The sequence below is a fragment of the Paenibacillus sp. YYML68 genome (assembly GCF_027923405.1).
In the GTDB taxonomy this organism is placed as follows: Bacteria; Bacillota; Bacilli; order Paenibacillales; family NBRC-103111; genus Paenibacillus_G.
This window is the reverse complement of the sequence record NZ_BQYI01000001.1, coordinates 1,791,266-1,803,952: the sequence shown is the minus strand read 5'-3', so window position 1 is coordinate 1,803,952 and position 12,687 is coordinate 1,791,266. Positions and strand designations below refer to the sequence as shown.

The window sequence follows — 12,687 nt, the reverse complement described above, 5'->3', positions numbered from 1 at the left end:
TTATACCTATGGTGCAATTGTATTTATGACACAAGTGAAAGGATCCAATTCTATGAGCAAAGCTGTATACATTGCGCAACTACCAAAGCATGAACAAGATGAAACTGCTGCAAAGCTGAAGGCACTACTGGTTGCAGAAGGTCTCTCTGAAATAGAGGTATTCCCAGCCGTTAAAGATGTAATGGATAGCAAGATTGCTGATGTTATCCAGCTATTCGACAGTAATTGATTCAATTGGGAGGGAGCCAGCCACCTGGTTGGCTCTTACCTGTTACTTCTCCTTCATGAGTGATCGAACGCTGAACGTGTAGGTAGGATCGGCCAAACGCCGCGCCATTAGGTCCATTGATAACTCGTTAGTATAGGTAGGGGAATCACTGGTCCGCTTCTTCTTTAGATTCTCATACAGGTTAATCATATGAGCATTTGCGGCCTTTTGACTGTCCGAACAAGTACTCAATTCACTTTCCCTTTTAAGGGAATCTATTAGGTCGTCGTAATTATGCATTGTCATCTTCTCCTTCATTGTCTTCATCAGTTCCAAATCCAAATATAAACTCAGGCCAGTAGCTTGGCTCGTTTTGCTCAATCGAAACAATAGTGCTATTCATGCATCTTGTCCCCCTTTTTATTCAGTTTGTTTTCTCCGCCGCCGACAGGTTATAGTATCGTACCCCAAAGATCGGGATCATTATCGGTTATCGCTTTCCAGTGCGCTCGTTGTTCTTCAATAGTCATATCTAATGGTTCTTCTGGTGCATCCTGATCAATCTTATACTGTAAAACGCCATCAGAGTATAGTTCTTCATATAAGTACGATTCAAATTCCTTGAATCTCCTTTTGGGAATCAGCCGCTGGCCTGTTTCAATAAGGCTTATAGTAGAAGCTTGCAATCGGACAATCTTTCCGAGTCCCTCCTGAGAAAGTCCGTCGTGAATTCTCTTAAGTTTTATTTGTTTATGCAGAGGCAAACTGTCAGGTTCAATTAGAACGCTTTTTCGTGCATTAAAGATACTCATGATATCATTGGGGTCTTCCACATAAGCTTTTCGAAAGCCGAATTCCCCATACTTCGTTAGATCATCAAAATCCATAACATCATTCCTTTGCAGGTTTCGTGCCCCTCTCCTGGTGAAGAGGGGCTATATTAGGAAGGAGAACACGATACAGGAAACAGTTGGGAACCTGTATCGTTCTAACTCGAACGTAAGCTGTTCGCGAGCTGGTTGTCAACTATTTTGTCAAACAAATTAATAATCCTCATTGCCTTTCTGCGACCTATACACCCGTGAAGCATGCAGAAGTGGGAAATCCCGCATAAACACTGGGGTTTCGGGCACTCATGGCCGTATTCTCAAACAGAAGTATGAGGCATTCGCGCTGGGGGACGTGCTATAATTAAACATGGGAGATGGTACCTAATGTCAACATTACTTGATCTATTAAATGAGGCTAATGTGCAATTATCACTGTTCTGCGAGAAGTTGGAGATAACCGAGGATCACGCTTTGGAGATCGCCACTACAGCAGACTACGATACTCAAATGGATACATACCTGCAATTTGTTACTGTCTTGAACGATGAATCCCTCCTACCTGAACTTCTAGATTTTTATGCGCCATTCGTTACAGAAAAGGGGGAACTCGCGGAATTCATTACATCTGTTCTGCGTCTGCGGAGTAACAACGTCCCTCGAAGAATGCTCAACAGCATCCATAGGCTTGTGACTCTTGCCGATGCAATGGATGAAGTACGTCCAGGTAAGGACTCTCTTAAGGTTTTTCACTTTGTAGTTTGTATCGAATCCCTGTACCATCTTCGAGATGGAGAGGTTGATAATAAGACACTAGCCGTAATTGACTTCTTTACCAACTATATCGAAGAGGATGATCGGCTGCTTATATTAGATTGCTTTCACCGCAATCTTGCGGACGAAAAGTTCAATGTTCATAAGCGCCCTGGAGAAAATTATGAAGAATATCAGGAACGATTAAGCACTTCGGTTGATCGTACATTTAATACGCGAGTAACCATGGATATCTTTGCAAGGGTAGTCAATGAGATAAGGAATTGTTTTGCCCACGAAGGAGACTATTGGAACTTTCATTTTGCAAACAGTGACCATAGCATGATGAACTCATTAACAGTAGCTGAGAGCCAGACAGAAGCTAGCTTAAAGAGAAAACGAATTATCTCTGGATTAAGAAGAATCTATTCAGTCGATCTAACTTATCAGCAGTTTAAGGCAGCTTGTGTACGTGGGTACCTTCAATTCATAAGATCATACCTCGAAACATTAAATACATAGGTCGCTCGCCGCAAGCAAGCCTCCAAACAAGTTGGAGGACATAGGACAGCTTGTAATGAGCTTAACCCCGTCAAGGGTTCAGCTTCGCTCCTTCGGCCCTTGACTGCCAAATAGTCTGTTAATACGTTAACATAAGAAAGGAGAGCTCTTATATGGAAATGAAGCCCGTTGAATGGATTACTACGATATTAGCTGTTGCAGCTATCATCGTTAGTGTATTCTCATGGAGGACTGCTCACCGAAACACACAAGCTGCTGAAAGGAATGCTCTCGCGGCGGAAAGAAGCGCAGAGACGGCAATCCAGTCTAATGAGCATACAAGGATGCAATATGAAGCATTTCAGAAGAAGGAACGACAGCGCAGAGATTCATTCAGACGCTTATACATCAAACGTCTGGTTAAATCGGCCAGGCAGATTCATTCTGCTGTGTTGGGAAAATACCAGGTGGACTCACCGTTCGCCCGTAATCCCGTTGTTATCGATTTGGAATCCATAAGGAATGTCCCGCAGGAAGTAATATTTGCCGACGATATCCTGATCGATATCTTTACTCAGGAAGAACGGGAGCAGATTGACCGCGCCTGGTCCAGTCTTAACCACTTGATAGACGAATACGGGATAGAGGACGCAGAACGAACAGGGATTGGTTACGCGGGGCAAGTAATCGGTGACTTCCATCGTCTTATCCAGATGTTTGAAAACGGATGACTAAAAGACTAAAATGCTGCTTACCTTGTCCCGCAAGGGATGAGGAGGAATTGAGCCACGAATATGCAATATCCCTAGAATTCCTAAATAACATCGGAGTGATTGCCGCCGCCAGCACTTTAGGAATACTGGAAAAAAGGGGGCAGAGCCCTCTCAGGCCAGTCGTAGCGCGGCTTTCCCAATATAGTCTTTCAGTATTCCATTGACGTACCTTGTGCTATTGCTTATGCTAGCCTCAGGAAGAAAGCTGCTGTGGTGGCTGCTTCTTCGGATCGTAAACAAAACTGCAAATATCGGTGTTCTCAAGAGCAGAGAGTATGTGTTCGAACATGTTCAGACCATGTTCGCATCCGTACTCTCTTATCTTTTCTTGCGTGGTGCGAGTCAGGTCTCGCCACTGAACAAGCCCTTGGTTTAACTGCGTTACTTGATCCTTAAGCTTTGACGACATCGCGCACACCTCAGGAATGATGGAGTAGTGAGCGGCCGCGGCGAAATCATCGATGCATAGAGAAGATATCCGCATCATCGGCTCAAAGCGAAACCGCAACTCAATACGTGTCCATGTGTCTGTCATTATCCCCCATTGACGATACATCTGCTCCTGTTTGTCGTACATGTGCAGCTGTACTGGAGAAGAATGAGAACCGAGATATACTGAGGTTCGATAATGCGTGGTGTCTGCCCTTTTCGCTGGGTGAATGGCATGTAGCTGCTGATATGGGAGGTTAGTATCCAGTGCAATATCGATCCTGCGGGCTTTCCATCGTCTTAACGGAATGATCTCGAAGATATCCTTCAGAAGCTGGCTTTCATTTGAATAACCCTGGAAGATAAGGGATGTCGTGTAGTTGGCAAATGGCGCTCTCGGAAAGTGTAAGAGATAAACTCCATTTCGCTTATCCCGCACAACATAATGATACTGCTTGCTTGGTGTATAGCCGTAACGCTGGCAGATAAGCTTGAAGACTAGCTGTCGTTCGATATCCGTTAGATCAATCTTAAGATGCTTAGAATCGGTATTCATATGCATGTGTTCATCCGTCCTGTTCATGTGAGTGCTGAGTAAAAATGACAAGAAACGGGGTCATATTATACTCGCAGTCATAGAACAACCATTTCACAATAATATTTCAAGTGGCAATTTTGCTGGATGAACAAAGTAACCTGATCCCTTTATGGAACCAGGTCTTGGCATTGCCGAGCTTCAGTTGTCGAGTAGTTGGTTCAACTCCCGCATGATTCGTTCATTAGGATCAATGCCCTCATATTGGTCTATGCGACGTTCCGCTGCTGACAGCATTTGATAGAGCTCTTGTATGTGTTCGCGCATTTCAATGTACTCTTTGTGCTTAATGGAGATCATTTCAATATCCTTCTGGAGAATGTCGTGTAATCGTGGCAAATCTTCCGACAACAATTTGAACCGAGCAAAGCTATTCCGCTTCGATATGAACTCTCCAGTTTCAGGCTCTCTTACCCGTATCAATATTTCAACATCAACTTCATTAAGTCGCTTTACATCCGTCTCCCATTGGTACTTCGATAAGTCGCTGTCATCCAGGATGTGCTTCTTACCGTTTTGACAAAAGTATCTGTAAAAATATTCATCTTCATCCTCTTCCTTGCCTATGAACAGCCCCTTAACCCCGCATTCATCAGTGGTTTCCATAGTGATAATCGCTTCGGGAACACCATACGCCTTCGCAAGTATGCTGATGTTTCCTTTGCGGACACTCCCCTTCAGACACTCTTCAATGTTCTTCAAACCTTGATAAGACAGGTCATTGTTTATCTTCTTGATCACAGCTGACCGTGAATATTCATCCCCATACATCTCCTCAAGCCAAATGCGAATACGATGTAGTTTCTTTCGCGGATCGAGTATCATGAACCTTTCAAAGTGAACACCGACCAAGCACCCGCCAGGAACTTCATCTAATTCGTCATGAATTCTCTCGAGGATTATCGGTCGCGGAGATTGTTTTGTCCTGACCTTTGAATTAGCATCCGTACTCATTAAATAACACCACCTTCACTGTAAGTTTAATCCTTATATTAATAATGACACTATTTCTACCCTATTTCAATGTTGAAAGCGATTTATAGTATAAATCAACCTAACATCACAACAACATTATTAAACCAGTTGAAAACTCAAAAATCACAATGTATCATCATCCATGCAAGCCAACAAATGACAGGACGGTGACTAAGATGACAAGCAAAATGAAAGTCAAAGCCACGCTGATTTCAACTGTGTTTTGGTAGCCAGCTCCAACTCGCTTTAATCACTTTAGACAATCAATCCATTCTGAGGAGGAATGAACAATGTCAAATGCAAACAAAGATGACGATCACAATTCCAGCGACGCCGTGAAGATCCTTGAACAAGCTGCGAAAGCATTGAAATGGGAAGAGGCACCCGTTGAATTCGAGGCACACAAGCAAATAGCCTTTCCAGTTCAAAGCCTGCCAGAAGTTCTGGCTCAAATTGTAGAGCAAGTTTCGGAAGTAACCCAGACGGCAACTGATGCGGCAGGCACCGCTGTACTGTCCATGTTGTCTGCGGCTGCTGCGAGAAAATTCATCGTCCGATTGGCAGAAGGCGAAGGATGGAAAGAGAAAAACAACCTTTACGTCATTATTGCCATGCCATCAGGCGAGAGAAAAAGCGCTGTTTTCAGTCATCTAGTCAAGCCGTTGATTAAATTTGAAAAGAAGCTGGATGATCCCGCATTTCGTACGACTCATGGAATCAGGGTACAACAGTTCGTCACTGATGACGTGACCCCGCAAGCTCTCATTCAACGTCTCGATGAAAATGGAGAGAAAATGGCTGTGCTTTCCACAGAAGGGGGATTCTTCGACAATCTCACCCACAAGCACTATGGTAATCAGGCGAAACTGGACGTCTTCCTGAAGGCATTTACAGGAGATCGGATGATCATTGACCGAAAGCATGCTCCTAAAATCGTGCTGAACGATCCTACTTTGACCATCTGCTTGTTTGTACAGCCCACAGTCCTTCAGAACTTGCCTGAAAAGTTTGTTGGATTGGGACTTCTCGGTAGGTTCTTATATGCGGTGCCGCCTTCCAAACGTGGTTACCGTGATATAGCGATCAAGTCCATACCTGATGACTTGTATGAGTCGTATAGTGACCTGATTCATCATCTCATGATGTTTGAGCCAGAGACGCCAGTAGTACTCTCTCTCTCGGAGGAAGCAATGAATGTATTTCAGGAATTCCGAAATCACTATGAGCCGCATTTAAGAGAGGGTGAAGAACTCTCCTATGACTTCCTAGGAACCTGGAGTGAGCGATTTCCTGGGCAGATCGTTAGAATCGCTTCCCTACTTCATGTTGCCGAGCAAGCCATGTATGGTGTGTCGTTTGATGAGTCGTTGGATAGTCAAATCACGAAGGAAACGATGGAGAGAGCTCTTTCACTTGGAGAGTACTTTCTTGAGCACGCCAAGGCTGCATTTACTTCGCTAAAATCAAGCCAAGATCAAGAAGGGGCTAAGTATCTTCTGGATGTTCTGAAGAAGAAGCAAATCAAAGTATACAAACGTCAGCAGCTCTGGTCGATGGTGAAGGGCAAATTCCATACTGCTGAAAGGTTTGACAGTGCCTTGGTGATCCTTGCTGAACGTGGATATGTCCGCGCCGATATTACGAAGTCGCTGAGAGGAAGAAACGGTATGAATATCGAATGTCACCCTGCCTTGATTGGCTCAGTGAATGAAGTGAAGCCCCCATCTCCAAAGAAAGATGAAGGTTAAAGGAGTGATTTGTCATGGAGCAATCTTATCCAACCGTACTGTTAGTTTCTGATATCCAGAAAATGCTTGGTATTGGCCGTCGCCAAGCATACGAGCTGGTGAACTCAGGACAGTTCCCTGTGATCCGCATCGGTAAGTCAATCCGAGTCGCTCATGATGTGTTCTATAAGTGGATGAACAGCCAAAGATAATTGAACTTTGAAAGGAAGTGAACGAAATGGTTATTGTCCGAATTCGCGATCCGACCAATGCATGGTTGTCGAGACAAATTCATTAACGAGTCTAAGGAGGGGCACAATGAGTGTCAAAAAAGACGACAAACGCGGTACCTGGTACTTCGTTGTAGATGCTGGAAAGGACGATAAGGGCAAACGGCAACAAATCAAAAGGCGGGGATTCCGCACCGAATCCGAGGCAAAGCGTGAAATGCGGAAAGTTCAGTCGCAAGTCGATGAGAAGACTTTTGTTAAGCCGACAAAGCTAACCTATTCTGAATTCTTAACAGAGTGGTTGCAAAGCAAATCACTTAAGCTGCGCCGAGTCACTCTTGAAATGTACACAGGGCATGTTCAGAGGCATATCGTCCCCCATTTAGGGTTTCATGAAATTGCCAAGATCACGTCTGCTCAGGTTGAGAAGTTCTATGTTACGTTATCTGAGGAAAAGGGATTAGGCAGCAGAACGGTACTTGATATTCATAAGATCCTCAAGAGCTCTTTTGAGGCAGCTATGAAAAGAAAGTACGTTACATCTAATCCTGTAAGGGATGCTGAAACACCAAAAGTCATATCCCAGGAGATGAGCGTATGGTCTATCGAAGAAGTTAGCAAGTTTCTGGAATCCGCTCGTGACGATCGCTATTACTTAGCATTCCATCTTGCTCTGGCAACAGGAATGAGACAAAGTGAAATACTCGGTCTTCGGTGGAAGGATATTGATTTCGACAATGAAGTGTTGAATGTAAGACAAACGTTAAGTCATGATGGAAAGGAACTGCTTACTCAGACCAAAACCAAAAGTAGTTCCAGAACAATCTCAATCGATACCAGGACGGTGAATGCGCTACTCAAACAGGAACGGCTTATCTCAAGGGAGAAAAAAGCCGCAAGCGTCGCGTATCAAGATAACGATCTAGTCATATGTACAGCTAAGGGAACGCCTGTGTCGCCAAGGAATCTGTTACGTACTTTCTACAACATCATTAAGAAGGCCAAAGTTCCAAAGATTCGATTCCACGATCTAAGGCACACCGTCGCCACACTTATGTTAATGGATGGGGTCAACCCAAGAGTTGTCCAAGAAATCCTCGGACATTCGGATGTTAAGATTACCCTTGGTACCTACCACCATGTGCTTCCAACTGTTCATAAGGATACAGCTAAGCGGCATGGAGACAAAATATTCGGCAATTCAACAGCTTTACAATAAAGGGTTTGCTCGTATGATGGAATTCATACGGACAAGGCCTTTTTTGATTTCACTTAATTGTGTGACCGTCTGTGACCACATTCTAGGTGCTAACCTTTTGTGACCACAGTTGTGACCACGGCTGCTTTGCCAACGAATATAGATTGATTGAAGTAGCCCTAATCACTACAAAAATGTATGAATTTGAGTTCGAGCAAAACAGAAAAAACCCTTATGTATCAAGGGTTTGTTGGCATTTTGGTGGACCCTATCGGGATCGAACCGACGACCTCTTGCATGCCATGCAAGCGCTCTCCCAGCTGAGCTAAGGGCCCAAATATTCAATTGATCTCCACGCTGCCAGCGATGCGCTCTCCCAGCTGAGCTAAGGCCCCGTTTTTGTTGACAAGGAGTATATTAGCATACGCCTGTGAGGCTGTCAACACCACCAGAAGGAGCCTCATGACCGAGTCGCACACGCACATTCCGTACTGGCTCATAAGCAATCCGCACGCCTTCGCATCATCATTTGCCCTTCTTTCTAGCTACAGGCAGGCGTCTTGCCCATCCCATCCCGCGAGCCAACAACAGCCCGCCCCCTGCGCCCGATCACATCTCCTACAAACGCTACAGCTTACCGTTGCCTTCCCCGCCTACCTGGTGCTTGGACAGCAGCTCGTTGAGCTCCTTCATGAACATGTTGATGTCCTTGAACTGGCGGTATACGGAGGCGAAGCGAATGTAGGCGACCTCGTCGACAGGGTACAGCTCGGTCATGACGATCTCGCCGATGTCGCGGCTGTCGACCTCGGCATGGGCGGTGTTGCGCAGCTGCTTCTCCACCTCGGAGACGATCATCTCGAGCTGCTCCACCGAGACCGGACGCTTCTCACAGGCGCGGATGAGACCGCGTAGCATCTTCTCGCGGCTGAACTCCTCGCGGCTGCCGTCCTTCTTAATGACGATCAGCGGCGTCTCCTCCACCATCTCGAACGTCGTGAAGCGCTTCTGGCACTTCTCGCATTCGCGGCGGCGGCGAATCGATTTATTCTCATTAGCGGAACGGGAATCAAGCACCTTCGTCCCGGCGTTATCGCAATACGGACATTTCATAATTCGAGCTCTTCCTTTCCATATGTACCGTCTGAACCGCCATTACCAATGAATCCCTCACATGAAGAACGCCAGCAGGACACATAATAGGATTACCAACGACAAGGAGGTGAACAGACATGGGTGCAGGTCAATCCCGCAGCAGCAACGCATTGGTAGTCCCTCAAGCAAATGCAGCGTTGGATCAACTGAAATACGAAGTGGCACAGGAGCTTGGTATCGCCATTCCGCAAGACGGTTACTATGGTAACATGGCTACTCGTGATACTGGTGCGATCGGTGGTCACATTACACGTCGCCTAGTACAAATCGCAGAGCAGCAGCTTGCAGGTCAATTCAAATAATAACACGTTTCGCAGAATACGCAAGGAGTGTCGGACAGGAGCAACTAGCACCTGTCCGGTGCTCCTTTCTATTTATCCATCCATTCCTCGGCATACAGCTTCTCATACTTATCGTAATAATACATGACGCGCTGCACATAGTGGCGTGTTTCACCGTACGGGATACGATCCACGTGCTGGAACGTACCGTCCCACTCGCCTTCGCTCATCCAGCGACTCACCTTGCCGTGTCCTGCGTTATAGCCAGCGATGACGGCATACAGATTCCCATCGAACTGCTTGTCCATCCAATTTAAGTACCAAGCACCTAGCTCAATGTTCACGACCGGCTGATCAAGCCGCTGCTTGAACGACTTATCGAACGGAGCCTTGTCAATGATCCAATCCGACGTATCGGGCATAAGCTGCATCAACCCATAAGCACCCTTAACGGACGATACATCCGGCTTATAATTCGTTTCCACACGTATAATGGCGGCGATCAAGAACGGATCGAGCTTATACTTGACCGCATGCTGTTGAATAACCTCTTTATAATGAATCGGATAGATTAATCGGCCCATCCACGAGCTGCTTAGGAATAAGAATAGGAGAAAAGTAAGCAGCAATAGAGCGTACACCCGCTTTTTGCGCCAAAAGCTCATGAAAGCCCCCTTTCCGTCCAAAACGATTCGATTTGCCTTTCGGTCTCGTCAATCGTGCCGCTATTATCAATCACAATATCTGCTAGCCGTTTCTTCTCTTCGATCGGCATCTGAGCAGCAATCCGCTTCTCAGCCGCCTCCAGCGTCAGCCCGTCCCGCTCCATCAGCCGTACAAGCTGCACGTCACGCGGCACATAGACGACCATAATCTCATCCACGATCGACGTCTGACCAGACTCGTACAGCAGCGGAATGTCGAGCACGACGAGCTTGTCCGGGAACTCGGTCTCGAACGTCTCCTTGCGTTCACGCATCAACGCCCGAATAGGAGGATGCAGAAGCTGCTCGAGCTTCTTCCTTGCCTCCGCATCTCCGAAAATACGCTCACCGAGCTTCTTGCGGTTCAATGAGCCGTCCGCCTGCAGCAGGTCACCACCGAACGCCTCAATCACTTGGGCGAGCACCGGCGTACCGGGCTCGACTACTTCTCTGGCGATGCGGTCCGCATCGACCAGCAGGGCGCCGCGGCTGACGAGCAGACGGGCGACCGTGCTTTTGCCGCAGGCGATACCTCCGGTTAATCCTATATTCATACTCTCAAATCCTTATCTTCACCATTCACATTAGAACAGCTTCATAATTCCCATCATAATTAATACGAACCCCGGCAGCAAGGACAGCTTGCGCATCCACTTCATGCCCGCATACCGGAAGCCGACTCGAAGCCCGACGCTTAAGAACGTTCCGCTCGCAAGTGCGATGACCGCCGCCGTCAGCCACGGCGTAAATCCGAGCATCGCAGCCCCGATCCCCGCGCCGAGCGCATCGAGCGACAGCGCCGTACCGAGCAGCATCGCCTCATAGGCCGAGATGTTGCCGGAGCGGTCGACGTCCGCGATGGACGGCTTGCGCAAAATTTGAATGACAAGTCCGAATCGCTTCAGCTCGATGTACAGCACTTCCTTCGCCGTAGCAGCAGGCACCACTGCAACAGGCGAATGATTCTCCTCCTCGTCCTCCTGATCCCCATTACGTTGACTGTACAGCTGATACAGCGCCCACGTCCCGATTCCGATCAGTATGATCGCACCCAGCATCTGGGCCGTCTCCGGCTGCACCCAGCCCTTCAGCCACACACCGAGCTGCATCGAACCGAAGATGATCAGTCCGGAGCAGAACGAGATGATGGCGATGGACAGCAGCGGGATGCGGATTTTGCGTAAGCCGTACGTAATACCGACGCCGAAGCCGTCTAAGCTGACTGCGAGCGCCAGCAGCATTAACGAAACTACAGGCAGCATGATGTCCCCTCCCGAGTAAAGCGGAACCGCCTCACCTTTAGCTTCACCTTCAGCACGTTCAACTGTCCGTATCGGTGCTAACTTGCAGCTTCGGCGGCTCTAGCAAGTTCATGACGCAAGCCTGCACGCCTCATCGGCTGAGCAGACCTTGCGCGCCTTCACTCGCTACTATATGGCGCTTCTGGGCGGGGTGTGCATCTTATTTTCACGTCTACAAAGCTCACGCACCACTATGCTTCTTCATCGGCTGACAGACCGGACAGAAGTGAGTGCCCCGACCGCCGACGACTGTCTTCTCGATCGGACCTCCACACCCGTTACACGGCTGACCCTTGCGACCGTATACCTTCAGCTGATGCTGGAACATGCCGATCTCGCCTTGACCGTTGACGTACGACTTGACCGATGAGCCGCCAGCTTCGACAGCCTCCTCCAGCGTTCGGACGACCGCCTCATACAGTCTTGTCCATTCCGCGCCGCGCAAGCTACTCGCTTCTCGCTCCGGGTGTATACCGGCCAAGTGGAGCGCCTCATCGACATAAATATTCCCGAGTCCGACGACATATTCCTGATTCAGCAGGAGCGGCTTGATCTTCGTCGACCGCTTGCTCAGCTTGTCCCGGAACGCCTTCTCTGTGAACGTCGCCTCCAGCGGCTCCAGCCCGAGCTTGCACAGCGGCTGCTCGTTCAGGTCCTCATTCGCCGAGAACAGATGCATCGTCCCGAATTGCCGCACATCCTTATATCTCAGCTCCGTCCCGTCGGTAAAATGAAACACGACATGCGTATGCGTCTCCAGCGGCTCCGCAGCCTCGTATACACCGTAGCGCCCTTCCATCCGCAGATGCGACACGAGCGTATAGGCATCAAGCATAAAGCGGAGAAATTTCCCCCGCCGCTCTACCGACTGAATCGTCTCGCCTGCTAGTAGCGAAGCGAATTGCTGCAGGTCATCCGGACGCTGGATAATGCGTGGCAGATGAATGCTGACACGCTCAATTTGTTTGCCGACGACGAGCTGCTGCAGCGTGCGCCGAACCGTCTCCACCTCTGGCAATTCCGGCATGAT

Annotated in this window: 15 protein-coding genes and 1 tRNA gene; 7 read left to right on the top strand and 9 right to left on the bottom strand. The window is 47.8% G+C overall.

Annotation, left to right across the window (positions count from 1 at the left end; translation table 11 throughout):
* The first annotated feature begins 52 nt into the window (after positions 1-52).
* On the top strand, positions 53-229 hold the full coding sequence (locus PAE68_RS08085) for a hypothetical protein (protein ID WP_281885839.1): 177 nt from the start codon (positions 53-55) through the stop codon (positions 227-229).
* 431 nt (positions 230-660) lie between these two features.
* Here PAE68_RS08085 and PAE68_RS08080 read toward each other — a convergent pair whose 3' ends face one another.
* The gene (locus tag PAE68_RS08080; protein WP_281885837.1) at positions 661-1,095 is read right to left on the bottom strand and encodes a helix-turn-helix domain-containing protein; all 435 of its coding nucleotides are present in this window, start codon (positions 1,093-1,095) and stop codon (positions 661-663) included.
* A 327-nt stretch (positions 1,096-1,422) separates the two neighbouring features.
* On the opposite strand from PAE68_RS08080, the gene PAE68_RS08075 reads away from it, so the two are divergent.
* Positions 1,423-2,310: a hypothetical protein gene (locus PAE68_RS08075; protein ID WP_281885835.1), complete on the top strand. Its 888-nt coding sequence runs from the start codon at positions 1,423-1,425 to the stop codon at positions 2,308-2,310.
* A gap of 152 nt (positions 2,311-2,462) precedes the next feature.
* Positions 2,463-3,020, top strand: a complete 558-nt coding sequence (locus PAE68_RS08070) for a hypothetical protein (RefSeq protein ID WP_281885833.1) — start codon at positions 2,463-2,465, stop codon at positions 3,018-3,020.
* Positions 3,021-3,255: 235 nt separating this feature from the next.
* Here the strand turns inward: PAE68_RS08070 and PAE68_RS08065 are convergent, their stop codons facing one another.
* Both PAE68_RS08065 and PAE68_RS08060 read right to left on the bottom strand, forming a co-directional pair.
* Positions 3,256-4,053, bottom strand: coding sequence for a replication initiation factor domain-containing protein (locus PAE68_RS08065; protein WP_281885831.1), 798 nt, complete (start codon positions 4,051-4,053; stop codon positions 3,256-3,258).
* 174 nt (positions 4,054-4,227) lie between these two features.
* Positions 4,228-5,040: a hypothetical protein gene (locus PAE68_RS08060; protein ID WP_281885829.1), complete on the bottom strand. Its 813-nt coding sequence runs from the start codon at positions 5,038-5,040 to the stop codon at positions 4,228-4,230.
* 311 nt (positions 5,041-5,351) lie between these two features.
* Here PAE68_RS08060 and PAE68_RS08055 point away from each other — a divergent pair, with 311 nt between their 5' ends.
* The 3 genes from PAE68_RS08055 (at position 5,352) to PAE68_RS08045 (ending at position 8,237) form a co-directional block, all read left to right on the top strand.
* Entirely contained in the window at positions 5,352-6,809 is a 1,458-nt protein-coding gene (locus tag PAE68_RS08055; protein WP_281885827.1) for a YfjI family protein, read from the top strand.
* 14 nt (positions 6,810-6,823) lie between these two features.
* Positions 6,824-7,000 (top strand): helix-turn-helix domain-containing protein, encoded by a 177-nt coding sequence (locus PAE68_RS08050; protein WP_281885825.1) that lies wholly within the window; start codon positions 6,824-6,826, stop codon positions 6,998-7,000.
* A 106-nt stretch (positions 7,001-7,106) separates the two neighbouring features.
* Positions 7,107-8,237, top strand: a complete 1,131-nt coding sequence (locus PAE68_RS08045; RefSeq protein ID WP_281885823.1) for a site-specific integrase — start codon at positions 7,107-7,109, stop codon at positions 8,235-8,237.
* Between the two features lie 238 nt (positions 8,238-8,475).
* Here the strand turns inward: PAE68_RS08045 and PAE68_RS08040 are convergent.
* Together PAE68_RS08040 and nrdR are read right to left on the bottom strand one after the other, a co-directional pair.
* Positions 8,476-8,551, bottom strand: a tRNA-Ala gene (locus PAE68_RS08040).
* 292 nt (positions 8,552-8,843) lie between these two features.
* Positions 8,844-9,329: a transcriptional regulator NrdR gene (gene nrdR / locus PAE68_RS08035; protein WP_281885821.1), complete on the bottom strand. Its 486-nt coding sequence runs from the start codon at positions 9,327-9,329 to the stop codon at positions 8,844-8,846.
* Between the two features lie 119 nt (positions 9,330-9,448).
* On the opposite strand from nrdR, the gene PAE68_RS08030 reads away from it, so the two are divergent.
* Entirely contained in the window at positions 9,449-9,673 is a 225-nt protein-coding gene (locus PAE68_RS08030; RefSeq protein WP_281885819.1) for an alpha/beta-type small acid-soluble spore protein, read from the top strand.
* 68 nt (positions 9,674-9,741) lie between these two features.
* Here PAE68_RS08030 and PAE68_RS08025 read toward each other — a convergent pair whose 3' ends face one another.
* The 4 genes from PAE68_RS08025 to mutM form a co-directional block, all read right to left on the bottom strand.
* Positions 9,742-10,317 (bottom strand): lytic transglycosylase domain-containing protein, encoded by a 576-nt coding sequence (locus PAE68_RS08025; protein WP_281885817.1) that lies wholly within the window; start codon positions 10,315-10,317, stop codon positions 9,742-9,744.
* On the bottom strand, positions 10,314-10,910 hold the full coding sequence (coaE, locus tag PAE68_RS08020) for a dephospho-CoA kinase (protein WP_281885815.1): 597 nt from the start codon (positions 10,908-10,910) through the stop codon (positions 10,314-10,316). Before coaE ends, PAE68_RS08025 begins: the two co-directional genes overlap by 4 nt.
* 30 nt (positions 10,911-10,940) lie before the next feature.
* Complete coding sequence (ytaF, locus tag PAE68_RS08015) at positions 10,941-11,618, bottom strand: sporulation membrane protein YtaF (RefSeq protein WP_281885813.1); 678 nt, start codon at positions 11,616-11,618, stop codon at positions 10,941-10,943.
* Positions 11,619-11,838: 220 nt separating this feature from the next.
* On the bottom strand, positions 11,839-12,684 hold the full coding sequence (gene mutM / locus PAE68_RS08010; protein ID WP_281885811.1) for a DNA-formamidopyrimidine glycosylase: 846 nt from the start codon (positions 12,682-12,684) through the stop codon (positions 11,839-11,841).
* Between the last annotated feature and the right edge of the window lie 3 nt (positions 12,685-12,687).

Coding starts and splice junctions, on each gene's coding strand:
- PAE68_RS08085 (WP_281885839.1), top strand. CDS start 53: ATGAGCAAAGCTGTATACATTGCGCAACTACCAAAGCATGAACAAGAT.
- nrdR (WP_281885821.1), bottom strand. CDS start 9,329: ATGAAATGTCCGTATTGCGATAACGCCGGGACGAAGGTGCTTGATTCC.
- PAE68_RS08060 (WP_281885829.1), bottom strand. CDS start 5,040: ATGAGTACGGATGCTAATTCAAAGGTCAGGACAAAACAATCTCCGCGA.
- PAE68_RS08070 (WP_281885833.1), top strand. CDS start 2,463: ATGGAAATGAAGCCCGTTGAATGGATTACTACGATATTAGCTGTTGCA.
- PAE68_RS08065 (WP_281885831.1), bottom strand. CDS start 4,053: ATGCATATGAATACCGATTCTAAGCATCTTAAGATTGATCTAACGGAT.
- mutM (WP_281885811.1), bottom strand. CDS start 12,684: ATGCCGGAATTGCCAGAGGTGGAGACGGTTCGGCGCACGCTGCAGCAG.
- PAE68_RS08055 (WP_281885827.1), top strand. CDS start 5,352: ATGTCAAATGCAAACAAAGATGACGATCACAATTCCAGCGACGCCGTG.
- PAE68_RS08025 (WP_281885817.1), bottom strand. CDS start 10,317: ATGAGCTTTTGGCGCAAAAAGCGGGTGTACGCTCTATTGCTGCTTACT.
- PAE68_RS08045 (WP_281885823.1), top strand. CDS start 7,107: ATGAGTGTCAAAAAAGACGACAAACGCGGTACCTGGTACTTCGTTGTA.
- PAE68_RS08080 (WP_281885837.1), bottom strand. CDS start 1,095: ATGGATTTTGATGATCTAACGAAGTATGGGGAATTCGGCTTTCGAAAA.
- ytaF (WP_281885813.1), bottom strand. CDS start 11,618: ATGCTGCCTGTAGTTTCGTTAATGCTGCTGGCGCTCGCAGTCAGCTTA.
- coaE (WP_281885815.1), bottom strand. CDS start 10,910: ATGAATATAGGATTAACCGGAGGTATCGCCTGCGGCAAAAGCACGGTC.
- PAE68_RS08030 (WP_281885819.1), top strand. CDS start 9,449: ATGGGTGCAGGTCAATCCCGCAGCAGCAACGCATTGGTAGTCCCTCAA.
- PAE68_RS08075 (WP_281885835.1), top strand. CDS start 1,423: ATGTCAACATTACTTGATCTATTAAATGAGGCTAATGTGCAATTATCA.
- PAE68_RS08050 (WP_281885825.1), top strand. CDS start 6,824: ATGGAGCAATCTTATCCAACCGTACTGTTAGTTTCTGATATCCAGAAA.